At 56.5% G+C, this 23,493-nt stretch carries 25 protein-coding genes and 1 riboswitch; of the genes, 17 read left to right on the plus strand and 8 right to left on the minus strand.

The genetic code is table 11. From position 1 onward, the window contains the following. Window positions 1-35: 35 nt before the first annotated feature. A complete protein-coding gene (gene modE, locus AC6I8R_RS06020; protein WP_021182443.1) occupies window positions 36-818 on the minus strand; it encodes a molybdenum-dependent transcriptional regulator in 783 nt (260 codons plus the stop codon). A 118-nt stretch (window positions 819-936) separates the two neighbouring features. On the opposite strand from modE, the gene AC6I8R_RS06025 reads away from it, so the two are divergent. The 4 genes from AC6I8R_RS06025 (at window position 937) to modC (ending at window position 3,738) form a co-directional block, all read left to right on the plus strand. After that, on the plus strand, window positions 937-1,092 hold the full coding sequence (locus AC6I8R_RS06025) for an AcrZ family multidrug efflux pump-associated protein (protein WP_021182444.1): 156 nt from the start codon (window positions 937-939) through the stop codon (window positions 1,090-1,092). 128 nt (window positions 1,093-1,220) lie between these two features. Further along, a complete protein-coding gene (gene modA / locus AC6I8R_RS06030) occupies window positions 1,221-1,994 on the plus strand; it encodes a molybdate ABC transporter substrate-binding protein (protein WP_415173812.1) in 774 nt (257 codons plus the stop codon). Next, the gene (gene modB / locus AC6I8R_RS06035; protein WP_021182446.1) at window positions 1,991-2,680 is read left to right on the plus strand and encodes a molybdate ABC transporter permease subunit; all 690 of its coding nucleotides are present in this window, start codon (window positions 1,991-1,993) and stop codon (window positions 2,678-2,680) included. The genes modA and modB overlap by 4 nt, the downstream gene beginning before the upstream one ends. Beyond that, on the plus strand, window positions 2,680-3,738 hold the full coding sequence (modC, locus tag AC6I8R_RS06040) for a molybdenum ABC transporter ATP-binding protein ModC (RefSeq protein ID WP_021182447.1): 1,059 nt from the start codon (window positions 2,680-2,682) through the stop codon (window positions 3,736-3,738). Before modB ends, modC begins: the two co-directional genes overlap by 1 nt. A 40-nt stretch (window positions 3,739-3,778) precedes the next feature. Here the strand turns inward: modC and AC6I8R_RS06045 are convergent, their stop codons facing one another. Further along, window positions 3,779-4,597: a pyridoxal phosphatase gene (locus AC6I8R_RS06045; protein ID WP_497832007.1), complete on the minus strand. Its 819-nt coding sequence runs from the start codon at window positions 4,595-4,597 to the stop codon at window positions 3,779-3,781. Between the two features lie 144 nt (window positions 4,598-4,741). On the opposite strand from AC6I8R_RS06045, the gene pgl reads away from it, so the two are divergent. After that, window positions 4,742-5,740 (plus strand): 6-phosphogluconolactonase, encoded by a 999-nt coding sequence (pgl, locus tag AC6I8R_RS06050; protein ID WP_497832008.1) that lies wholly within the window; start codon window positions 4,742-4,744, stop codon window positions 5,738-5,740. A 66-nt stretch (window positions 5,741-5,806) separates the two neighbouring features. Here pgl and bioA read toward each other — a convergent pair whose 3' ends face one another. After that, the gene (bioA, locus tag AC6I8R_RS06055) at window positions 5,807-7,099 is read right to left on the minus strand and encodes an adenosylmethionine--8-amino-7-oxononanoate transaminase (protein WP_497832009.1); all 1,293 of its coding nucleotides are present in this window, start codon (window positions 7,097-7,099) and stop codon (window positions 5,807-5,809) included. Window positions 7,100-7,185: 86 nt separating this feature from the next. Here bioA and bioB point away from each other — a divergent pair, with 86 nt between their 5' ends. Genes bioB through bioD form a run of 4 tightly spaced genes read left to right on the plus strand, consistent with a single transcriptional unit; the run spans window position 7,186 to window position 10,772 of the window. Beyond that, window positions 7,186-8,217, plus strand: a complete 1,032-nt coding sequence (gene bioB / locus AC6I8R_RS06060; RefSeq protein ID WP_021182451.1) for a biotin synthase BioB — start codon at window positions 7,186-7,188, stop codon at window positions 8,215-8,217. Next, entirely contained in the window at window positions 8,217-9,371 is a 1,155-nt protein-coding gene (bioF, locus tag AC6I8R_RS06065) for an 8-amino-7-oxononanoate synthase (protein ID WP_497832010.1), read from the plus strand. The genes bioB and bioF overlap by 1 nt, the downstream gene beginning before the upstream one ends. After that, complete coding sequence (gene bioC, locus AC6I8R_RS06070) at window positions 9,352-10,107, plus strand: malonyl-ACP O-methyltransferase BioC (RefSeq protein WP_021182453.1); 756 nt, start codon at window positions 9,352-9,354, stop codon at window positions 10,105-10,107. The genes bioF and bioC overlap by 20 nt, the downstream gene beginning before the upstream one ends. Next, window positions 10,104-10,772: a dethiobiotin synthase gene (gene bioD, locus AC6I8R_RS06075; protein ID WP_497832011.1), complete on the plus strand. Its 669-nt coding sequence runs from the start codon at window positions 10,104-10,106 to the stop codon at window positions 10,770-10,772. The genes bioC and bioD overlap by 4 nt, the downstream gene beginning before the upstream one ends. Window positions 10,773-10,815: 43 nt before the next feature. Here bioD and AC6I8R_RS06080 read toward each other — a convergent pair whose 3' ends face one another. Next, window positions 10,816-11,532 (minus strand): ABC transporter ATP-binding protein, encoded by a 717-nt coding sequence (locus tag AC6I8R_RS06080; protein WP_013508350.1) that lies wholly within the window; start codon window positions 11,530-11,532, stop codon window positions 10,816-10,818. 896 nt (window positions 11,533-12,428) lie between these two features. Between AC6I8R_RS06080 and uvrB the strand changes: the two genes are divergently transcribed. Beyond that, window positions 12,429-14,450: an excinuclease ABC subunit UvrB gene (uvrB, locus tag AC6I8R_RS06085; protein WP_021182455.1), complete on the plus strand. Its 2,022-nt coding sequence runs from the start codon at window positions 12,429-12,431 to the stop codon at window positions 14,448-14,450. A 71-nt stretch (window positions 14,451-14,521) separates the two neighbouring features. Here uvrB and AC6I8R_RS06090 read toward each other — a convergent pair whose 3' ends face one another. Next, window positions 14,522-15,424, minus strand: coding sequence for a gluconeogenesis factor YvcK family protein (locus tag AC6I8R_RS06090; protein WP_021182456.1), 903 nt, complete (start codon window positions 15,422-15,424; stop codon window positions 14,522-14,524). Window positions 15,425-15,617: 193 nt separating this feature from the next. Continuing rightward, window positions 15,618-15,753, plus strand: a riboswitch (molybdenum cofactor riboswitch). Between AC6I8R_RS06090 and moaA the strand changes: the two genes are divergently transcribed. The 7 genes from moaA to AC6I8R_RS06125 all read left to right on the plus strand — a co-directional run bounded on the left by moaA (window position 15,743) and on the right by AC6I8R_RS06125 (window position 20,359). Further along, entirely contained in the window at window positions 15,743-16,729 is a 987-nt protein-coding gene (gene moaA, locus AC6I8R_RS06095) for a GTP 3',8-cyclase MoaA (RefSeq protein ID WP_497832012.1), read from the plus strand. (Overlaps the previous riboswitch by 11 nt.) Window positions 16,730-16,745: 16 nt before the next feature. Further along, the gene (gene moaB, locus AC6I8R_RS06100) at window positions 16,746-17,261 is read left to right on the plus strand and encodes a molybdenum cofactor biosynthesis protein B (protein WP_497832013.1); all 516 of its coding nucleotides are present in this window, start codon (window positions 16,746-16,748) and stop codon (window positions 17,259-17,261) included. A gap of 2 nt (window positions 17,262-17,263) precedes the next feature. Then, complete coding sequence (gene moaC / locus AC6I8R_RS06105) at window positions 17,264-17,749, plus strand: cyclic pyranopterin monophosphate synthase MoaC (protein WP_021182459.1); 486 nt, start codon at window positions 17,264-17,266, stop codon at window positions 17,747-17,749. Further along, window positions 17,742-17,987 carry a molybdopterin synthase sulfur carrier subunit gene (gene moaD / locus AC6I8R_RS06110; RefSeq protein ID WP_021182460.1) on the plus strand — a complete coding sequence of 82 codons (246 nt, stop codon included), beginning with the start codon at window positions 17,742-17,744 and terminating at the stop codon, window positions 17,985-17,987. The genes moaC and moaD overlap by 8 nt, the downstream gene beginning before the upstream one ends. A gap of 2 nt (window positions 17,988-17,989) precedes the next feature. Continuing rightward, window positions 17,990-18,442 (plus strand): molybdopterin synthase catalytic subunit MoaE, encoded by a 453-nt coding sequence (moaE, locus tag AC6I8R_RS06115; protein ID WP_415173809.1) that lies wholly within the window; start codon window positions 17,990-17,992, stop codon window positions 18,440-18,442. 14 nt (window positions 18,443-18,456) lie between these two features. After that, window positions 18,457-19,554 (plus strand): DUF1615 domain-containing protein, encoded by a 1,098-nt coding sequence (locus AC6I8R_RS06120; protein ID WP_497832014.1) that lies wholly within the window; start codon window positions 18,457-18,459, stop codon window positions 19,552-19,554. Window positions 19,555-19,651: 97 nt separating this feature from the next. Further along, entirely contained in the window at window positions 19,652-20,359 is a 708-nt protein-coding gene (locus tag AC6I8R_RS06125; protein WP_013508359.1) for a Bax inhibitor-1/YccA family protein, read from the plus strand. Window positions 20,360-20,420: 61 nt separating this feature from the next. On the opposite strand, the gene AC6I8R_RS06130 is transcribed toward AC6I8R_RS06125, so the two are convergent. Genes AC6I8R_RS06130 through AC6I8R_RS06140 form a run of 3 tightly spaced genes read right to left on the minus strand, consistent with a single transcriptional unit; the run spans window position 20,421 to window position 23,415 of the window. Beyond that, window positions 20,421-21,413 carry a lysylphosphatidylglycerol synthase domain-containing protein gene (locus AC6I8R_RS06130; RefSeq protein ID WP_415173764.1) on the minus strand — a complete coding sequence of 331 codons (993 nt, stop codon included), beginning with the start codon at window positions 21,411-21,413 and terminating at the stop codon, window positions 20,421-20,423. After that, entirely contained in the window at window positions 21,413-22,657 is a 1,245-nt protein-coding gene (clsB, locus tag AC6I8R_RS06135) for a cardiolipin synthase ClsB (RefSeq protein WP_415173765.1), read from the minus strand. Before clsB ends, AC6I8R_RS06130 begins: the two co-directional genes overlap by 1 nt. Continuing rightward, window positions 22,654-23,415 (minus strand): endonuclease/exonuclease/phosphatase family protein, encoded by a 762-nt coding sequence (locus AC6I8R_RS06140; protein WP_415173766.1) that lies wholly within the window; start codon window positions 23,413-23,415, stop codon window positions 22,654-22,656. The genes clsB and AC6I8R_RS06140 overlap by 4 nt, the downstream gene beginning before the upstream one ends. Window positions 23,416-23,493: the final 78 nt, after the last annotated feature.

The following is a 23,493-nucleotide window of genomic DNA, read 5'->3' on the forward strand; positions in this document are numbered from 1 at the left end:
ACCGCTGCCGGTGAAGTCAAATCATGGCCGGGATTTCAGAGCAGTGTGGCGATGATGGCGTGTTCCGCATTAAAACTGGCGGTGACGTTGTCGCCAGGTTGCAGATTCTGCTGCGTCACTGCGCTATTCGGCAGCGTGGCACACAGGGTTTCTCCACCAGGTAGCGCCATCAACACCTCGCTCACCTGTTCACCGGGTTCGATGGTGGTTATCTGCACCGGCAGCTGATTATCCCCGTGGCTGGCTGTGCGGCTGACTTGAATCCACGGTGCTTTGATCAGCACCAGCACCTCTTTGCCGCTTTCCAGTTGCAAACGTTCGGCACTGCGCTGGGTCAGCGCCACCTGCAAGCGGGTTACGCCATCGCTTAACAACACCTCAAGATGCTGCACCACCTGCTGATTATCACGCGCCAGTACCGTGCCGTACAATTGGTTGCGTGCGCTGGTTTGCAGCGAGAAACGCGCAATCGCCGCCAGCAGGCTATCGAGCGGCAGGGTGTCGTTTTGCAGCACATCAAAGGCTTTCTGCTGGATCTGCTCCATCAACTGGAACAGTTGGATCAGGCGCTCACCGTAACGTGTCAGTTGCGCACCGCCACCCCCTTTGCCGCCGGTGGCGCGTTCCACCAGGGTTTGATCTGCCATCCCGTTCATGTCGTTGATGGCATCCCAGGCGCTTTTGTAACTGATACCCGCCAGTTTTGCTCCCTGGCTGATGGAGCCGGTCTCCTTAATCCGCTTCAGAAGTTCGATGCGGCGCGGATCGGCAAACAACTTCTGCTGTAGGCGAATATGGAGAGAGAGTTCAGCTTGCATGTCAGCTCCTTAAGTTAGTGGCACCAATTGTATGCGCTAAAGTAAAAGCACGAAAAGGGCATGGCAGTTTATTCTCAAGCCGTTACAATCACTTTTTTATCATTTTCGTGAGGTTTCCATGCTGGAACTGCTAAAAAGCCTGGCCGTGGCCATCATTATGGTGCCAATTGTTATGGCTATCATGCTGGGTTTAATTTACGGCTTGGGTGAAGTCTTCAACGTCATCTCGAAATTTGGCCGCCGCGACGATCGCCCCGCCAACAACTCACATTGATTTTTCAACGCCCGCATCTTGCGGGCGTTTTGCTCTTAACTTCCGCCAAATCCTGCCGATATAAACTTCATGACAGCATCGAAGCCAGCGTTGTAGTATTCAGTATATAACGTAACAAGGAGCTAAAAATGCTATCAAAACATTACCGCTGGGGTGCCGCTGCCGTTCTGACTTTTTCACTGGCCGGACAGGCACTGGCTGCTGAGAAAATTACCGTGTTTGCAGCGGCCTCACTGACCAACGCGTTGCAGGATATCGCCACGCAGTATCAGAAAAAAACCGGTGTCGAAGTGGTGTCGTCCTTTGCGTCGTCGTCGGTACTGGCGCGCCAGATTGAGCAGGGTGCACCGGCAGATCTGTTTATCTCTGCTGACCAGCAGTGGATGGACGATGCGGTGGCGAAAAAAAGCGTCATCGATAACACGCGTTTAACCCTGTTGGGTAACGATTTGGTGTTGGTGGCACCGCGCAGCGACAGCGCTAAGGCCGTGACCATCAATGCGCAAACCGACTGGAAAAGCCTGCTGAAGGGCCAGCGTCTGGCGGTGGGCGACCCGGATCATGTTCCTGCCGGGATCTACGCAAAAGAAGCGTTACAGAAACTGGGCGCGTGGGATACGTTAGTGCCGGTACTGGCCCCGGCCAACAACGTGCGAGCTGCGCTGGCGCTGGTGGAACGTAATGAAGCGCCTTACGGCATTGTTTACGGTTCCGATGCGGTAGCCAGCCAAAAAGTGCAGGTAGTGGGGCGTTTCCCGGAAGATAGCCATAAGCCGGTCGAATATCCGATGGCGATCGTCAAAGAACATCAGCGTGCGCCGGTAGAAGCCTTCTTCAAGTATTTGCAGGGGCCGGAAGCCGCCGCAGTGTTTAAACAGTATGGATTTACGCCGAAGAAATGATATTGAGTGATCCCGAATGGCAGGCGGTGTTTCTCAGCCTGAAAGTCTCCACTGTGGCGGTGTTGTGTAGCCTGCCGTTGGGCATCCTGATGGCCTGGATTCTGGCGCGTTGCCAGTTTCCGGGCAAAACCCTGCTCGATAGTGTTATCCATCTACCGCTGGTGCTACCGCCGGTGGTGGTCGGTTATTTGCTGCTGATTGCCCTCGGGCGGCGTGGCTTTATCGGTGCCTGGTTATATGACTGGTTTGGTTTCAGCTTTGCTTTTAGCTGGCGTGGCGCAGTGGTGGCGGCGGCGGTGATCGCTTTCCCGTTAATGGTGCGAGCCATTCGCCTGGCGCTGGAAGCGGTAGATACCAAACTGGAACAGGCGGCACGCACCCTCGGCGCAGGACGCTGGCGCGTGTTCTTTACCATTACCTTACCCCTGACCTTTCCCGGCATCATTGTCGGTACGGTGCTGGCTTTTGCCCGTTCGCTGGGTGAGTTTGGTGCCACCATCACCTTCGTGTCGAATATACCTGGTGAAACCCGCACCATTCCGTCAGCGATGTTTACCCTGATTGAAACACCGGGGGCGGAAAATGCCGCCGCGCGCCTGTGTGCGGTGGCGATTGTGCTGGCGTTGCTGTCGCTGGTGGCGTCGGAACTGCTGGCCCGCTGGGGCCGTAAGCGGCTGGGGGTTTAATGCTGACACTGAACTTTTCCCAGCAGTTGGGCACCCACCAGCTGGATGTGGACGTGGAGATCCCCGGCAAAGGGATCACCGCGATTTTTGGCGTTTCTGGCGCGGGCAAAACCTCGTTGATCAACGCGATTGGCGGGTTAACTCAGCCGCAGCAGGGGCAGATTAAACTGGATGAACGGCTGTTGTTTGATGCCGCCACCGGACTGAATTTACCGCCAGAGAAACGCCGTATCGGTTATGTGTTTCAGGATGCTCGCCTGTTCCCGCATTACAGCGTGCGCGGCAATCTGCAATACGGTATGGCGGCTACCATGAAACCGCAATTCGACAGCCTGGTGGCGTTATTGGGCCTCGACGCCTTGCTGCGTCGCGCGCCATCTTCTTTATCTGGCGGCGAGAAACAGCGGGTGGCGATTGGCCGCGCGCTGCTCACGGCACCGGATATTCTGTTGATGGATGAGCCGTTGGCCTCGCTGGATTTACCACGTAAACGTGAACTGATGCCTTACCTGCAAAAGCTGGCGAAACAGGTGGATATTCCGCTGTTGTACGTGTCGCACAGCCTCGACGAGATCCTGCAACTGGCGGATAACGTGCTGGTGCTGGATAGCGGTAAAGTCAAAGCCTTTGGTTCGCTGGAGAAGGTGTGGAGCAGTGCGGCGATGCGCCCGTGGCTACCGGCCAGCGATCGCACCAGCGTACTTCGCGTCCAGGTGCTGGAGCAGCATCCTGATTACCCGATGACCGCGCTGTCACTCGGCGATCAACATATCTGGGTCAGCCGGGTCAATCAGCCGCTGAAAACCGCGTTACGCATTCGTATCGCCTCAGCCGATGTGTCGCTGGCATTGCAACCGCCGCAAAACACCTCGATTCGTAACATCCTGCCCGCGCAGGTGGTTGAATTGCTGGAGATTGACGATCAGGTAGAGGTTAAGCTGCGCATTGGCATCAGCGAACTGTGGGCGCGTATTTCGCCCTGGGCACGGGATGAGCTGGGCATTCGGCCAGATCAGTGGCTGTATGCCCAGATTAAAAGCGTGTCGATTACCCCATGATGTCGGGAAATCCGTAGCGGCGCGATTTATCGCGCGGATTTTACAGAATTTCCTGGTAAATCACTTCGGCAATGCCCGGCTCCAGATTGGTGCCAATCACTTTGCCGGCGCGTGCTTTGATCGCGTCGTCGGCATTGCCCATCGCCACGCCCAGACCGACTTCTTCCAGCATACTGAGGTCGTTGTAGTTATCACCAAACGCCAGCACGTCTTTCATGCTTAATCCCTGGCTCTCCACCCACTGCGCAAGGCGTTTGCCTTTGCTGTTGCCGCGCTGGGCGATATCCACCTGATCGTGCCATGACCATTCACACGCCAGCCCCAGTTCGGCTTCGGTGCGCTCGGCAAATTGTTGCAGCGCGTGGGTATCGGCATGGGACAGGGCGAACTTCCAGATCGACTGTGCATCGTGCGCAGCCTGAACCAGGCTCGGCACATGGAGGAAGGTCGGACGTTGTGCCGCAGGCAGCGATTCCGCCCAGGTAAGGGTACGGGTCACATGGCCGGTCGGCTCCTGGTAAAGCATCGCGTCATCGACATACAGCAGGCCGTGAATCTGCTGTTCATCCAGCATCTCGATCACCCGCACCGCCTGAGATTTTTCCAGCGGATCGGAGGTCAGCACCTTTTTCGCCTGATAATCATACAAATAAGTGCCGTTACAGCAGATAGCGGGTGTATCCAGTTGCAGTGCCTGATAAAAAGGATGGATGGCACAATGGTGGCGACCGGTAACAATCAGCACTTTGACGCCTGCCTGCTGCGCGCGGGCCAGGGCTTCAAGGGATTCAGGCAGAATGGTTTTACGCGGGGTCAACAGGGTGCCGTCAAGATCAAGGGCGATTACGCGGTAGCTCATTACTCTTTCCGTCTGGGTTACAAAGCAACCAGTCTACACCGGGTAACGCCTTTGAGACAAAAAGCAGGGCACAAATGATTCCTGCGCGGCAAAATGAAACGCGCTAGAGTGATACCCTTTCAGCAAGCCGAACAAGGAGAACGCATGAAACAAGTCGTGTATACCGCCAGCCCCGAGAGCCAGCAGATTCACGCCTGGCAGTTACAGGAAGATGGCGCGCTGACGTTATTACAGGTGACGGATGTGGCCGGTCAGGTGCAGCCGATGGTGGTCAGCCCGAAGAAAGATTTCCTCTATGTTGGCGTGCGTCCGAATTTTCGCGTGCTGGCATACCGTATTGCCGCGGATGGCACCCTGAGCGAAGCCGGAGAGGCACCGCTGCCGGGCAGCCCGACGCACATTTCTACCGATCGCCAGGGTAACTTCCTGTTCTGCGGTTCTTACAATGATGCCTGTGTCAGCATCAGCCCAATTGGTAGCGATGGTCTGCCGCAGGCTCCGAGCCAGGTGATCGGCGGGCTGGAAGGTTGTCACTCCGCCAATATTGATGTGAAAAATCAGACGCTGTTTGTGCCGGCGCTGAAGCAGGATCGTATTTGTTTGTTCCAGTTAGGCAACGATGGCAGCCTGACACCCGCCGCGCAAGCCCAGGTCACCACGGTTGAAGGTGCTGGCCCGCGTCATATGGCGTTTCACCCGAATGGCAACTATAGCTATTGCGTCAACGAACTGGACAGCAGCGTAGATGTCTGGGCGTTAAGCAATGCACACGGCGAAGTGGAGCGTGTGCAGAGCCTGAATATGATGCCTGCGGATTTCAGCGGCACCCGCTGGGCAGCGGATATCCATCTGACGCCGGATGGCCGTTTCCTGTATGCCTGCGATCGCACCAGCAGCACCATTACCGTGTTCAGCGTCAGCGAAGATGGCGGCTTGTTGAACATCGAGGGCTTCCAGCCGACAGAGACGCAACCGCGTGGTTTTAATATCGACAACAGCGGGAAATATCTGGTGGCAGCCGGGCAGAAATCGCACCATATCGAGGTCTACAAAATCAGCGACGATCGCGGTCTGCTGACACCGCTGGCGCGTTATGCCGTCGGACAAGGCCCAATGTGGGTGGTGATTCACCCACTGGGTTAAGTCATTACGCGATAAATCGCGCCGTTACGGGGGGAATGGTAGCGGTGCGATGTATCGCGCTGCTTTTTACCCCTGAAAATGGCGCGAAAAATCCAGCGCATCGCGTACGGCGTCGGTCAACTTCGTCAGCTCCGCCGCCGTAATCACATAGGGTGGCATCAGGTAAATCAACCGCCCAAACGGACGGATCCACACCCCGCGCTCGACAAAGAACTGTTGCAGTGCCGCCATATCCACTGCCCGACGAGTCTCAATCACGCCAATCGCCCCCAGAACGCGTGCATCCGCCACGGCCGGATGGTCAGCTAACGGCAGCAATGCCGCGCGTAGCTGCTGCTCAATCTGTGCCACCTGCGCCGGCCAGTGACCTTCGTTCACCATCTTCAGGCTTTCTACCGCGACCGCGCACGCCAGCGGATTACCCATAAAGGTCGGGCCATGCATAAAGCAGCCGGCGGCGCTGTTGCTGATGGTATCGGCCACTGTGCGGGTGGTAAGGGTGGCGGAGAGCGTCATGGTGCCACCCGTCAGGGCTTTGCCCAGACACAAAATATCCGGCACGATCCCGGCATGTTCGCAGGCGAACAACTTGCCGCTGCGGCCAAAGCCGGTGGCGATCTCGTCGGCAATTAGCAGCAAACCGTAGCGATCGCACAGCTCACGCACCCGTTGCAGATAACGCGGATGATAAAAACGCATCCCCCCTGCGCCCTGCACAATGGGCTCCAGGATCACTGCGGCAATCTGCCGGTGATGTTGTTCCGCCAGACGGGCAAAATCGGCGAAATCAGCATCATCCCACGCATCATCAAACCCTCGCTCCGGTGCAGCCGCGAACAGGTGTTCCGGCAGATAGCCGCGCCACAAGCTGTGCATCGAGTTTTGCGGATCGCACACCGACATCGCGGCGAACGTGTCGCCGTGATAACCGCGTTTCAGGGTGAGAAATTTTTGCCGGGTTTCACCCCGTCCCAACCAGTATTGCAGCGCCATTTTCATCGCCACTTCGACGGCGATCGACCCCGAATCGGCGAGGAACACACATTCCAGGGGGGCTGGCGTCATCGCCACCAACTGACGGCACAGCTCCACCGCAGCCGGGTGGGTGATGCCACCAAACATCACATGCGACATCTGCGCCAGTTGGTCCTGCAAAGCCTGATTAAGACGTGGATGGTTATAACCGTGGATCGCCGCCCACCATGACGACATGCCATCCACTAATTCACGTCCATCCGCCAGTTGTAACTGGCAGCCATGCGCCGCGACGACCGGGTAGCAGGGCAGGGGATCACGCATTGAGGTGTAGGGATGCCAGATATGCTGGCGGTCGAAATTGAGATCGTCCTGAGTGAACATGGGTATTGTAAACCAAAAATAAAAAATATAGTTTACAAGTATAACCACGTTAATCGTCAGGATGAACCCTTTTCTGGAGTGAAGCAATGGCACATCGCTGGACACTGGCACAAGCCCAGGCACTATTCGATAAACCTTTCCTTGAGCTAATGTTTGAGGCGCAGCAGGTACATCGCCAACATTTCGACCCGCGTCAGGTGCAGGTCAGTACCCTGCTGTCGATCAAAACCGGCGCCTGCCCGGAAGATTGTAAATATTGCCCGCAAAGCGCGCGCTACAAAACCGGGCTGGAATCGGAACGTCTGATGGAGGTGGAAGCGGTGCTGGAATCGGCGCGCAAAGCCAAAGCCGCCGGTTCAAGCCGTTTCTGTATGGGGGCGGCGTGGAAAAACCCGCACGATCGCGACATGCCTTACCTGGAGCAGATGGTGCAGGGCGTGAAAGCGATGGGGATGGAAACCTGTATGACCCTCGGCACCCTCAACGACACCCAGGCGCAGCGGCTGGCGCATGCCGGTCTGGATTTTTACAACCATAACCTCGATACCTCGCCGGAATTCTACGGCAACATCATCACCACGCGCAGCTACCAGGAACGCCTCGATACCCTCGACAAAGTGCGTGGCGCGGGCATTAAGGTGTGTTCGGGCGGTATCGTTGGCCTGGGCGAAACGGTAAAAGATCGTGCCGGTCTGCTGGTGCAACTGGCGAACCTGCCGACACCGCCGGAAAGCGTGCCGATCAACATGCTGGTGAAAGTTAAAGGCACGCCGCTGGCGGATAACGACGATGTCGAACCGTTCGATTTTATCCGTACCATCGCGGTGGCCCGCATCATGATGCCGTCTTCTCACGTCCGCCTTTCTGCCGGTCGTGAGCAGATGAGCGAACAGACCCAGGCGATGTGTTTTATGGCCGGGGCAAACTCGATTTTCTACGGCTGCAAGCTGCTGACCACGCCGAACCCGGAAGAAGACAAGGATTTGATTTTGTTCCGTAAACTGGGACTCAACCCGGAGCATACCGCCACCACCGCCGGTGATAACGAACAGCAATATCAGTTGAGTGAACAGCTGTTGCATGCCGATACCGCGCAGTTTTACAACGCGGCGGTGTAATGAGCTGGTCGCAACGCATCGAACAGGCGCTGGCGGCGCGGCGTGCCGCCGACGGCTGGCGTCAGCGTATCCGCGTGGAACATAACAATGTGCGCGAGCTGACCGTCGCCGGGCAACGCTATCGCCACTTTTCCAGCAACGATTATCTTGGCCTGAGCCAGCATCCGGCAGTGATTGCCGCCTGGCAACAGGGGGCCGCGGATGCCGGGGCTGGCGCGGGTGCATCGGGACATGTGACCGGTTTCAGCCGTTATCATGCGCAACTGGAAGAACAACTGGCCGACTGGCTGGGTTATCGCCGTGCGCTGCTGTTTATCTCGGGTTTCGCCGCCAATCAGGCGGTGATCCATCTGCTGGCGGAAAAGCCGGATCGGATTGTGGCCGACAAGCTGGCGCACGCCTCGTTACTGGATGCTGCCAGCCACAGCCCGGCCACGCTGCGCCGTTTTGCCCACAATCAGCCCGCCAGCCTGGCAAAGCTGTTGGCAACGCCGGTGGAGGGTAACACCCTGGTGGTCACCGAAGGCGTCTTCAGCATGGATGGCGACAGCGCACCGCTGGCGCAGCTGGCTGCTGAAACGCAACGCGCCAACGGCTGGCTGCTGGTCGATGATGCGCATGGCATTGGCGTGACCGGTGAGCAAGGTCGTGGTAGCTGCTGGCAGCAGCAGGTGAAGCCAGAATTACTGATCGTCACCTTCGGCAAAGGCTTTGGCGTCAGCGGTGCCGCCCTGTTGTGCGATGACGCGACCGCCGATTATGTGGAACAGTTTGCCCGCCATTTGATCTACTCGACCGCCATGCCGCCCGCGCAGTGCTGCGCGCTGCTGGCGGCGTTACAGCAAATTCAGCAGGGCGATGAATTGCGTGCGCAGTTGCACGCCAATATCGCGCGTTTTCGCGCTGGAGCGGCAGATCTCCCCTGGCAGTTGATGCCATCGGCCAGCGCCATCCAGCCGTTGGTGGTCGGTGAGAACAGCGCTGCGCTGGCGTTATCACAGCGGTTGAAGGCGGCAGGCTGCTGGGTCAGCGCCATTCGTCCCCCGACGGTGCCACCGGGCACAGCACGCCTCCGCATAACCCTGACCGCCGCACATAGTTTTGACGATATCGATCGTCTGCTGGAGGCGCTGTATGACGCTGCACATCAATAAACAGGCGATTGCTCAGGCGTTTGGTCGGGCGGCGCAACATTATGAGCAGCATGCCGAGTTGCAACGCCAGAGTGGTGATGCCCTGCTGGCGCTGGCACCGGCCGGATTTGGCCCGCACCTGCTGGATGCCGGATGTGGTACCGGTTGGTACAGCCGCTACTGGCGCGATCGTGGACGTACCCTGACTGCGCTTGATCTGTCACCAACCATGCTGAATAGCGCGGCCCGGCAACACTCGGCACATCATTATGTGCAGGGCGATATTGATGCGCTGCCGCTGCCGGATGCCTGCGTTGATGGCGTGTGGAGCAACCTCGCGGTGCAATGGAGTAGCGATCTGCGCACTGCTTTGCAGCAATTTCTACGCGTGACTCGCCCCGGCGGCAGCGTGCTGTTTTCCACTTTGCTGGCCGGTTCGCTTAATGAGGTTCATCAGGCGTGGGCGCAGTTGGATGGACGTCAGCACGCCAACCGTTTTCTCAGCGCGGCGCAAATCGCCGCCGCGACCGATGGCATGGCGCTGCACAGCACGCTGCAAACCATCACCTTACATTTTCCCAGCGCGCTCAATGCGATGCGTTCGCTGAAAGGGATTGGCGCAACCCATCTGCATGATGGACGCCAGGGCGGATTACTGACGCGGAGTCAGCTGGCCCGGCTGGAGCAGTGCTGGCCACAGGACGAGGCGGGTTATCGCCTGAGTTATCATCTGATGTATGGAGTCTTAACGGCATGAAACGCTGGTTTATTACAGGTACCGACACCGAAGTCGGCAAGACGGTAGCCAGTGGCGCGTTGCTACAGGCGGCGGGAGCTGCCGGATGGGTCACTGCAGGTTACAAGCCGGTGGCCTCGGGTTGTGAGCAAACTGCCGAAGGCATCCGCAACAGCGATGCGCTGGCGCTGCAACGCTACAGTTCGCTGGCATTGCGTTATGAGCAGGTCAATCCGCTGGCTTTTCTTGAACCCACGTCACCGCATATCGTCAGTGCCGAAGAGGGCAGGCCAATCGATTTTGCCGGACTGTCTGCCGGGCTACGGGAGCTGGAGCAACAGGCAGAATGGGTATTGGTGGAAGGCGCGGGCGGATGGTTTACTCCGTTGTCGGCAACGCAAACCTATGCTGATTGGGTGGTGGCTGAGCAGCTGCCGGTGATCCTGGTGGTGGGTATCAAACTGGGTTGTATCAACCATGCGATGCTGACTGCCGCCGCCGTGCATGCCAGTGGCCTGCGCCTTGCAGGCTGGATCGCCAATACCATTCAGCCGCCGGGTAAGCGGCATCAGGAATATCTGGCAACCTTGCGTCAGCGTCTTGATGCGCCGTGTCTGGGCGAAATCCCGTATCTTACGCATGACGCGCAGCAGGATGACTGTGGCCGTTATCTGACATTGCCCTGAAGCGTAGCGGCGCGATAAATCGCGCCGCTACGGGCAGCTCATGTCAGGTTACCGTCAGCCATTTATTGATGGTGACATCGTCCAACTGGGCCACTTTTCCCTGCGCCACGTTGCGACCACGATGCAGCAGCAGAAAATAGTCAGCCACGCGGCGGATAAAGGAGACGTGTTGCTCCAGCAGCAGAATGGTCAGGCCGTAATCGCGGTTCAGGCGGCGAATCAGATTTCCCATCTCCTCCTCCAGCCACGGCGACATGCCTTCGGTTGGTTCATCAAGGATCAGCAATTTCGGTTGTAACACCAGCGCGCGCGCTAATGCCAACTGCTGCTGCTGATCCATCGGCAGTTCTCCGCTGCGCTGGTGGCGTAATGAATAGAGCGCCGGGAACAAATCGAACACCATTTCCGGAATGGCGCGACTGCGGTCGTCATGCGCCGCCATCAGCGCAATCAGCAGGTTATCTTCCACGCTCATTTGCGAGAAAATATGGCGACCTTGCGGTACGTAGCCGATACCCATGCGCGCACGTTGCTCCGCCGGTTGCAGCAATAAATCTTCAGGAGGGGAGCCATCTTCCTGCCAGGTCATCGACCCGCTATTGATCGGCAACCGTCCCATAATGCAGTTGACCAGGGTGGTTTTACCCATCCCAGGGCTACCCAGCACGCCCGTGCAGGTGCCAGGGGGCAGATCGAGGTCCACATCCCACAGGATATGGTTTTGACCGTAAAACTGATTCACCGAACGTAAACTTAGCATCTGACATTCTCCTTCCAGATAATTAGCCTGAATGCTCCCGCTCTGTGTCGTCTGGCAAACAGTCAAACACGATTCATCATTGCCACTCTCACCATCAGTGAGTTGATGCGTATGCTTATGGAGAAACCTGCAATTCCCAGGCCAGTTTGCTGATGCCATGAAAAAAAGCAGCAGCAGCGAGGCAAAATCAGGAATTAAAGTTGAGCGATGCTTAACAATTGCTGGGGGTGATAAAACGGCTGCACTTTAGCGGTGCTGAATGCTTAACGTTTCTGGTGCATCTGAGCAGTAATAAGGCAGATCGCTCAGGAATAAGTGGCCTTATTTACTGGGAATTTCGGGCTTTCAGTGACGTCAGCACGAAAAAAGAATAGTTAATGCCACGCGGGCTGTGGGAAAAATAAACATAAAAAAATTTTTTTTCGCACGCCAGGAATAGGCTTAGAAAATTATGCACAGGCGATGGCGGCGGGGCTGCCGTCAGTTATCCACTATTCCTGTGGATAACCTTGTGTATTAGAGACTGAAAACAGAGCGCAAGCGAGGAAATACGCGGCCTGGATACATTATGCTGAGAAACTGGGCTTTTTACTGATTTATAAATAAATCAATATGTTATTTAAAATCAAGCCTGAGATTTTTCTTGTTGGTCATACAACTGCAATTTTATGACGCTCTATTGACAAATGTTAAAAGCATCACCCATCTGGGGATAACCTTGCGCAACAAGGTTTTGCCAGATGCCGCATAAATTGCACTGAAGCGAGTCGTTGCTGCTCCCTGTTATCGTGCAGGATATCTGTAAATATATCCAGTATTTTTTTCTGGCAAATTCGCCATAGCGGAGTAGAATTAGCAGCCTGCCCGCCGATATCTCCTGCAGGAACGAAAAAACCATGAGTAAAGCCTTCAAACTCAACTCCGAATTTAAACCCTCAGGGGATCAGCCTGAGGCGATTCGTCGTCTGGAAGAGGGGCTGGAAGACGGTCTGGCACACCAGACGCTGTTGGGGGTAACCGGTTCGGGTAAAACCTTTACCATCGCCAATGTGATCGCCGATCTCAACCGGCCAACTATGGTGCTGGCGCCTAACAAGACCCTTGCGGCACAGCTCTACGGAGAGATGAAGGAGTTCTTCCCGGACAACGCGGTGGAGTTCTTCGTCTCCTACTACGACTACTATCAGCCTGAAGCCTATGTGCCCAGCTCCGATACCTTTATCGAAAAGGATGCCTCGGTGAATGAGCACATCGAGCAGATGCGTCTGTCTGCCACCAAGGCGTTGCTGGAGCGACGTGACGTTATCGTGGTGGCGTCGGTGTCGGCCATCTACGGTCTGGGTGACCCTGATCTCTACCTGAAAATGATGCTGCACCTGACGCGTGGCATGATCATCGATCAGCGCAGCATTCTGCGTCGTCTGGCCGAGCTGCAATATACCCGTAATGATCAGGTGTTCCAGCGCGGCACCTTCCGCGTGCGCGGTGAAGTGATCGATATCTTCCCGGCGGAGTCCGATGAGATTGCGCTGCGTGTGGAGCTGTTTGATGAAGAAGTGGAGCGGTTGTCATTGTTTGACCCGCTGACCGGTCAGGTGGTTTCGGTGGTGCCGCGTTTTACCGTCTATCCGAAAACTCACTATGTCACGCCGCGCGAACGCATCCTGCAATCAATGGAAGAGATCAAAAAGGAACTGGTGGTGCGCCGTCAGGTCCTGCTGGAGAATAATAAGCTGCTGGAAGAGCAGCGCATTACCCAGCGTACCCAGTTTGACCTCGAAATGATGAACGAACTCGGCTACTGCTCGGGTATCGAAAACTATTCACGCTACCTGTCCGGACGTGGGCCAGGCGAGCCGCCTCCGACGCTGTTCGACTACTTACCGGCAGATGGTCTGCTGGTGGTGGATGAGTCCCATGTGACCATCCCGCAGATTGGCGGGATGTATCGCGGTGACCGCGCACGTAAAGAGACGCTGGTGGAGTATGGTTTCCGTCTGCCGTCGGCGCTGGACAACCGCCCGCTCCGCTTCGAAGAGTTTGAAGCGCTGGCACCGCAAACCATTTATGTTTCGGCAACGCCGGGTAATTACGAGCTGGAGAAATCCGGTGGTGAGGTGATTGATCAGGTGGTGCGTCCGACCGGGTTGCTCGATCCGATCCTCGAAGTACGTCCGGTGACCACCCAGGTGGATGACCTGCTGTCGGAGATCCGCAAACGCGTCGAGGTCAACGAACGTGTGCTGGTGACCACCCTGACTAAACGCATGGCGGAAGATCTCACCGAATATCTGGAGGAGCACGGCGAGAAGGTGCGTTATCTGCACTCAGACATCGATACGGTGGAGCGTATGGAGATCATCCGCGACCTGCGTCTGGGGGAATTTGATGTGCTGGTGGGGATCAACCTGTTGCGTGAAGGGCTGGATATGCCGGAAGTGTCGCTGGTGGCGATTCTCGATGCCGATAAAGAGGGCTTCCTGCGTTCGGAGCGTTCTCTGATTCAGACCATTGGCCGCGCCGCACGTAACATTAACGGTAAAGCGATTCTTTACGCAGACAAGATCACCAACTCAATGGCACGCGCCATCGAGGAGACCGAGCGACGTCGTGAGAAGCAGGAGCGGTATAACGAAGCCAACGGCATCGTGCCGCAGGGACTGAACAAAAAAATCACCGATATTCTGGAGCTGGGCAAAAACGTGGTCAAAACCCGTGGCAAGGGCAAAACCGCCACGCGTAGCGCCGCTGAAGCCGAAGCCAGCTATCTGGCGCTCACCCCGCAGGCGATGCAGAAGAAGATTCACGAGTTGGAAGGACAGATGCAACAACACGCGCAGAATCTGGAGTTTGAAGAAGCGGCACGGGTGCGTGATCAATTGCACGAACTGCGCGAGCTGTTTATCGCTGCGTCCTAATGCGCGATAAATCGCGCCGCTACGACTCTCAGCGCGGGTGAGTCGTGGCGGCGTGTTTATCACGCCTTGTTTCAAAATGCCTGGATGGCATGCTCCAGCGCCAGGCGTAACAACTGGCGGTCATGGCGATATTTGATATCCGCCGCTTCCAGCGGTTCACGGACAATTAAGCGTCCTTCCACACCACGAATATCCGCTGCCGGGCTGACCACCACCGCATCAATCACCCGTTTGCCTATCGCTTTTTCCATAATTACCAGCTTATCCGCGACGGTCAGGCGAGCGGCTGCCGGACTGAGTTCGCGCCCAAGATTACCGATAAACACCATGGTGGCGGGGGTACGACGCAGCGCACGCGCCATCTCTTCCATCAGCAGAATTGGCATCAGACTGGTATAAAAACTGCCGGGACCGATCAGAATCAAATCGGCTTCAGCAATCGCGTCGAGTGCTTCCCGGGTGGGCACCACATTCGGATGTAGCATCAATTCCTGCGGTGCTTGTTGCATCTCATCGACGGCGGTTTCGCCGTAAACCATATTGCCTTCGCTATCCTGCGCCACCAAATCCACGGGCTGCTCTGACATCGGAATCAAGAACGCATCTACTTTCAGCAGATTACGAATGATATTGATCGCTTCCAGTGGCCGCACGCTGAGATGGTCGAGCGCTTTCAGGATCAGGTTGCCAAGATTATGGCCGGCCAGTTCGCCGTTGCCGGTGAAGCGATATTCGAACATGGCGGAACCGACGCTCGGTTCCGTGATCAACTGGTTGATACAGTTGCGCATATCGCCCCAGGCGATGCCGCCTTCTGAACGGCGGATGCGTCCGGTGGACCCACCGTTGTCGGTGGTGGTCACAATACCGGTCAGGCGTGAGCCGAGCGGAGCCAGCGAGGACATCACGCGACCAAGGCCGTGTCCACCGCCCAGCGCCACCACGCGATCCAAATCTGCCAGGGTACGATTCATGTTGCTCCTTATCGCTGACGCTCACCCGTTGAGCATCAGTTAAACTGATATGTATCAAAATCTGTCGGTTATTTTAACGTATCCTGTCGCGAAAATGCGGTGAAAAAACGTTATGTATCAATATATATAGCGAAAATCCGCGATGGAAGCGAACAACAAATCGCGCTAACATTCGGGCAACCCTGTTGTTCGAATGGACAACATACACTCAAAGCCTGATTGCCTAAGTCCTCCGGATAGGGTGTTCAGGCCGCAGCCCCGAGCTGCCAGGGTGCAGAAAGAAATGCCTGCATCTCCCGTATTTGGAAAGGTGTTCAGGTGTCACAATTTACTGATGCATATGCGCGCAGCTTTTATTATCTGCGCCTGTCGGTCACGGACGTGTGTAACTTCCGTTGTACCTATTGCCTGCCCGATGGCTACAAACCGCAGGGTACGCGCAATAAAAGTTTTCTCTCGCTGGATGAGATCCGCCGCGTGACGCGTGCCTTTGCGGCCGCGGGCACTGAAAAAGTGCGTCTGACCGGTGGTGAGCCCTCTTTACGTCGTGATTTCACCGAAATTATCGCTGCGGTGCGGGAAAATGCTGCTATCCGCCAAATCGCGGTGACCACCAACGGCTATCGGCTGGCGCGTGATGTGCGTGACTGGCGTGCTGCCGGGCTGACCTCAATCAATGTCAGCGTCGATAGCCTTGATGCCCGCCAGTTTCATGCCATCACCGGTCAGGACAAATTTCATCAGGTCATGGCCGGGATTGATGCCGCGTTTGAGGCGGGTTTCAGCAAGGTCAAAGTCAACAGCGTGCTGATGCGTGATGTCAACAGCCACAGTCTCGATACCTTTTTACAGTGGATCCGCACGCGTCCGATTCAGTTACGTTTTATCGAGCTGATGGAAACCGGCGAGGGCAGCGATCTGTTCCGTCGCCAGCACATTTCCGGCGAGGTGATCCGCGATCAACTGCTGATGCAAGGCTGGCAACGTCAGCCGCGCGGGCGCAGCGACGGTCCGGCGCAGGTGTTTCGCCATCCGGACTATCTCGGCGAAGTCGGTCTGATCATGCCTTATGAAAAAGATTTCTGTGCCAGCTGCAATCGCCTGCGTGTTTCGGCGATCGGCAACCTGCATCTGTGCCTGTTTGGCGAGGGGGGCATTCCGTTGCGCGATCTGCTGGCTTCCGATCAACAGCAGGATGAGTTACAGGCGCGTATCGGCTTAAGCCTCGGGCAGAAAAAGCAGACGCATTTTCTGCATCAGGGCAACACCGGTATTACCCAAAATCTTTCCTTCATTGGTGGCTGACAAAGGAGTTATGGCCATGAGCAAACTTTCCGGCGACTTTGTTGCCCTTAATGTGGCGGTGATGACGGTGTCTGACAACCGTGATGCCGCCAATGACACCTCTGGTGATTACCTGCGTGAAGCACTGAGCGAAGCCGGGCATCAGGTGGTGGATCACGCGATTGTCGCGGATAACCTTTATCGCATCCGCGCCACGGTATCGCGCTGGATAGCCAGTGAAGATGTCCAGGTGGTGATCATCAATGGTGGTACCGGTTTTAACAGCAAAAACAGCACGCCTGAAGCGCTGCTGCCGCTGTTTGACCGGGAGATTGAGGGATTTGGCGAGCTGTTCCGCATGATCTCGTACGAAGAGATCGGCAGTGCCACGTTGCAGTCGCGTGCAGTCGCGGGTATGGCGAATGAGACGCTGATTTTTGCCGTACCCGGATCCGGTAATGCCTGCCGCAGCGCGTGGGAACGCATCATCGCCGATCAACTGGATGCACGCACTCGCCCGTGTAATTTTGTCTCACATTTGAAGAAGTTGTAAGTATGTCCTCGTTAACCCATATCAATGCCGCCGGTGAAGCCCATATGGTTGATGTCTCCGGCAAAACCGAAACGGTACGCGAAGCCCAGGCAGAAGCGCTGGTGCTGATGCAACCGGCAACGCTGCAAATGATCATCGATGGCAGCCATCACAAAGGTGATGTCTTTGCCACTGCCCGCATCGCGGGGATTCAGGCGGCAAAACGCACTTGGGAACTGATCCCGCTGTGTCATCCGCTGATGCTGAGCAAAGTTGAGGTGACGCTGGTTGCTGAACCCGAGCACAGCCGGGTGCGCGTCACTTCACGCTGCCGCCTGACCGGCAAAACCGGTGTCGAGATGGAAGCCCTGACGGCGGCTTCAGTGGCGGCGCTGACGATCTATGACATGTGCAAAGCGGTGCAAAAAGACATCGTTATCGACCAGGTACGTTTGCTGAGCAAAAGCGGCGGCAAATCCGGTGATTTTCAGGCGGTGTCCCATGATTAAGGTGCTGTTTTTTGCTCAGGTGCGTGAACTGACCGGCACCAGCGCGCTGGAGTTATCGCCGGAATATGCCGATGTGGCGGCCCTGCGCAGTGCGCTGGCGACGAAAAATGATCGTTGGGCGTTGGCGCTGGAATCCGGGAAATTGCTGGCTGCGGTCAATCAAACCCTGGTACCGATGAGTCATCCGTTGCGCGCCGGTGATGAAGTGGCCTTTTTCCCGCCTGTGACCGGGGGTTGATGATGGAAACCCGTATTCGCGTCGGCAACGCAGCCTTTAGCGTGGCCGAGGAGTATGCCTGGTTGTCTGCCCATGACAGCGATGGCGCCGTGGTGACCTTCACCGGGAAGGTGCGCAATCATAATCTTGGTGACAGCGTGGCGGCCTTGACGCTGGAACATTATCCCGGCATGACGGAAAAAGCGCTGACGGAAATTGTCGATGAAGCACGTCAACGCTGGGCGCTGCAACAGGTTTCGGTGATCCACCGTATTGGTGAACTGTTTCCTGGCGAGGAAATTGTATTTGTCGGCGTCAGCAGCGCGCATCGCAGCAGCGCGTTTGCCGCAGCGGAATTTATTATGGATTACCTGAAAACCCGTGCGCCGTTCTGGAAACGTGAGGCGACGGCACAGGGCGATCGCTGGGTGGATGCGCGCGATAGCGACCATCAGGCGGCAGAACGCTGGAAATAACGTAAAGGAACCCGATGGAAGCGACTGTAATACTCAAGCGTGCAGCGCTGTTGGCGGTACTGGTGCTGGCGGGATGTACCAGCAGCAAAAAGCAACCCGAGGCACCGGTTCGCCAACCTGGGGATGTGAAAGCACAAATCCGTCAGTTATTGCCCAGCCACGTTACGCAGAAAGCGGACTGGGCTGATGATATTTATACCGCCTTCCGTACTCAGCAAATCGATCCCAGCGTCAGCAACCTGTGCGCGGTGATCGCGGTGGCCGATCAGGAATCGAACTTCAGCGCCGATGCGGTGGTGCCGGGCCTGCCAAAAATCGCCTGGGCTGAGATCAACCGGCGTGCGGGCAAGCTTTTTATCCCGGCCTTCGCGGTACGCACGGCGTTGCAGATCAACTCTCCCACCGGTGAAAGCTACGCGGCGCGCCTCGACAAAGTGCGCAGCGAGAAAGAGCTGAGCGCCATTTTTGATGACTTCATCGATATGGTGCCGCTGGGACAAAAACTGTTTGGCAACCTTAACCCGATTCATACCGGCGGTACGATGCAGGTCAGCATCGCTTTCGCCGAAGCGCACGCCAAAGGCTATCCGTGGCCGGTGGAGGGTTCGATTCGCCGTGAAGTCTTTACCCGCCACGGTGGTATGTATTTTGGCATCATGCATTTGCTGGGATACCCGGCGGATTACTCACAGCCGCTGTACCGCTTCGCTGACTTTAACGCCGGTTGGTATGCCAGTCGCAATGCCGCTTTTCAGGCGGCGGTGGCGCGTGCCAGCGGGATCAAACTGGCGCTCGATGGCGATCTGATTCAATACGGCAGCGATGCCGCCGGGGCGACAGAACTCGCGGTGCGCAGCCTGAGTAAGCAGCTGGACATGAGCCAACGCGAAATCCGTCGCGATCTGGAGAAGGGCGAAAAGCCTGAGTTCAGCACTAGCGTATTATGGAAACAGGTGTTCACGCTGGCGGATAAAATGGCGGGTAAACGTCTGCCGCGCGAAATGTTGCCGGGTATTAAGCTGGAAAGCCCGAAAATCACCCGTAACCTGACCACCGCATGGTTTGCCCAGCGCGTGGATGGCCGTTATCAACAGTGTTTGACGCGCCGTTGACGCGGCAAGTTATAGGCTCCAAACTTACAGAGTTTGTTTAACAACTAAACCCGCGCGATAAATCGCGCCGCAACATGAACCCATTGAGAGGTGCATCATGGACCGATATCCACGTAACGATTCAATCGTGCAGCAGGCCTCCGCCGGGCTGCAAACCTATATGGCGCAGGTGTATGGCTGGATGACCTGTGGTTTGCTGCTGACCGCGTTCGTCTCCTGGTTCGCGGCGCGCACGCCTGCGGTGATGGAGTTGGTGTTTGCTAACCGCATCACCTTCTTCGGTCTGATCATCGCCCAGCTGGCGGTAGTGTTTGTGCTGTCCGGGATGGTGCATCGTCTGAGTGGGGCGCTGGCGACGGCGTTATTTATGCTCTATTCGGCGCTGACCGGCCTGACGCTCGCCAGTATTTTTCTGGTCTACACCTATTCGTCAATCGCCAGCACCTTCTTTGTCACCGCCGGGATGTTTGGTGCCATGAGTTTTTATGGCTACACCACCAAACGCGATCTCAGCCGTTTCGGGAGCCTGCTGTTTATGGCGTTGATTGGAATTTTGCTGGCGTCGCTGGTGAACTTCTGGCTGAAAAGCCCGGCGTTGATGTGGGCGATTACCTATATCGGCGTCGTGGTGTTTGTTGGCCTGACGGCATATGACACTCAGAAACTGAAAGCCATTGGCGAGACGGTGGATGTGAATGACAAAGAGAATCTGCGTCGTCTCTCCATTATGGGCGCGTTGACGCTGTATCTCGACTTTATCAACCTGTTCCTGATGCTGCTGCGTATTTTCGGTAACCGCCGTTAACCCCCACCGGTAGCGGCGCGATTTATCGTGCGTTTTTACGCCTGTGCGATAAATCGTGCCGCTACGATGATGTACCGTTTTCTGACGGTGTCGGTTTTGCCATCTTCCGTTCATTCTTCTGCCGTAAATGCCGGGCGCGGCTCTCCAGCCACAGGTACAACACCAGCGCCAGCAGCAGCGGCAAAATAAAATACAGCACGCGATAGGCCAGCAGCGCGGCAATAATGGTGCCGTGTGACGTACCCTGACCACTCAGTAGCGCCAGAAATACCGCTTCCAGCACGCCGATCCCGGCGGGAATATGAATAATCACCCCGGCGATACTGCTGATCAGCAACACCCCCAGCACCTGCGGATAATCCACCTGTTGTGCCAGCAGCAACCAGATAATCGCCCCCATCACCATCCAGTTGGCGCAGGACACTGCGAATTGAAACAGCGCCATGCGCAGCGAGGGGAGTTGCAGGTGCTGGCCTTTTATCGTCCAGTGACGTCGTTTGGCAAAGGCGCAGGCCCACAGATAGATCGCGACCAACACCAACAACGCGCCGCCGATCAGTCGCAGGGTGTTTTCGCCGATAAACCAACCCGCGGGAAGGGGAACCATGCCCGCCACAAATACCACGCCCGCCAGCAAAATGTAGCCCAGCCAGTTGGTGGCGATGCTCAGCGAGAAAATGCGGGTGATGGTGCCGCCGGGTAAACCCAGTCGCGAATAAAGGCGATAGCGCATAGCTACGCCACCAACCCAGGTACTGAGCGTCAGATTGAAGGCGTAACAGATAAACGACACCAGCATCACCTGACGTTTAGCCAGTTTATGGCCGCAGTAAGCGCGGCCAATCAAATCATACAGGCCATAGGTCAGGTAGCTGATAACAACCAGCGCCACCGCGCTGAACACCAGCGTGCGGTTGTAGTTGACGATCACCTGATAAACGTCATCCCAGTTTACCTGGCGGGCGTACACCACCAGCAGCACCAGCACGGCGATAAAAAATAACCCGGTAAGGATTTTCTTCACGCGCTGCCAGCGCGAATGTTTTTTACTCATCAGGGTCTGGCTCCTTTGTTTTCGGCCTCAACCCGATCCTGGGTCTCCATCTCCGGTTGTACCGGGGGAACAACCTGCGCCAGCCGGGGCGTATGGGCGGGTAACCATCCGGCAATCGCCGGGAAGTGACGTAAGAAGTGGAAGACCAGCACGCTTTTGGTCAGGTGCCACCAGGTGCGCGGTGGCAGCTTATCGCCCTCAACCCGTTCGCAATCCTCGCGTAGCAACTGCTCAAGGTTTTCCCGCAGCGTTTGGTTAAAGGCGCGGTCATGCACCATCAGGTTGGCTTCCAGATTGAGTGACAAGCTGAGCGGGTCGAGATTACTGGAACCGACGGTTGACCACTGCTGATCCTGCACCGCGATCTTGCCATGCAATGGACGACGGCAATATTCGTACACCTCGACACCGCCATCGACCAGATAGTTGTACAGCATCTCAGCGCCAACTTTGACAATCGGCATATCCGGCTCGCCCTGGACGATCAACCGTACCCGCACGCCACGACGCGCGGCATGGCGCATCGCACGCAGCAGACGATAACCGGGGAAGAAATAGGCGTTGGCGATGATCACATCCTGTTTGGCTTTGCGCAGCATGTCGAGGTAGTGCTGTTCGATATCATCACGATGGCCGTCGTTGTCGCGAAAGACGAACAACACCTGCGCATCACCCGGCAGGGCATTCAGCGCCGGACGATGCGAACGATGGCCCCACCAGCGGCGGGTCACTTGTTCGCTGCCGGTGGCTTGTTGCACGTAACGCGCAATATCCAACACCACCGGACCTTTGACTTCAACGGCGTAGTCCTGTTTGGCCTCCGGGCCAAAGTCGGTGTTATGTTCGGCCGAGAAATTGATGCCGCCCACGAAGGCGATCACCTCATCAATGACCACGATCTTGCGGTGCAGGCGCCGGAACAGGTTGGTGCGCATCCCCAGCACCAGCGGGCGCGGATCAAAATAGATAAAACGCACGCCCGCAGCGGTCAGGCTATTGACGTAGCTGTCTGACAGGTCCGGTGAGCCGTAGCCGTCCACCATCACTTCAACCCTGACGCCGCGCTGCGCCGCCGCCAACAATTCGCGATGTAACGCATTACCGACCTGATCCTCAAACAGGATAAAGGTTTCCAGTAGCAAGGTGCGTTCGGCGCGCTGGATGGCACCAAAGACGCGTGGAAAGAAGGCCTCGCCATTTTCCAGCAGGTGGAGTTGGTTACCGTCACGCCAGCTAAAATTCATAACACCACCTCGACTGCCAGTGGCGCATGGTCTGACAAATGCGACCAGGGTTTTACCGGCAGCGCCCACGGCTGGCTGATGGTGGCATTGCGGATATAGATGCGATCCAGGCGCAGCAACGGAAAACGTGCCGGGAAGGTGCGCGCCGGGCGACCATTCTTTATGCTGAACACTTCATCCAGTCCGGCATGGCGTTTAAGGTATTTGTTGGCCCGAACCTGCCAGTCATTAAAATCACCTGCTACTACCAGCGGCGCATCGGGTGGTAGCGAGGCGATCATCTCGCACATCATGCGCAACTGAGCGCGACGATGCGGCTCGCGCAGACCGAGATGCACGCAAATCACATGCAGCGGCTGCCTTTGCCCCGGCAGGCTGATTTTGCAGTGCAACATGCCGCGCTTTTCACCTCCGGCAACAGAAATATCGCGATTTTCATACTCAACGATCGGAAAACGTGACAATATCGCGTTCCCGTGATGTCCTTCAGGGTACACCGCGTTGCGGCCATAGGCATAATCGTGCCACATGGTGTCGGCGATAAACTCGTAATGTGAAGTTTCCGGCCAGTTTTCAATGTGTAAGGCGTGGATGGCGTGGGTGCCCATCACCTCTTGCAGGAAGACAATATCGGCCGAAGTCGCCCGTGCAGCATCGCGCAATTCCGGCAGGATAAAGCGGCGGTTGAAGCTGGTGAACCCTTTGTGGGTATTGATGGTCAGGACTTTTATCGAAAATCCTTGTGCATTTTGTGTCATACTGCGACGCGCTCCTTTTCATCATCAACCGGATAAAGTGTAGTCTTTGTCACAAATGGAAGGCGAAGGGAGCAGAAA

The organism is Pantoea sp. X-Soil-OKNW-713, from assembly GCF_059730685.1.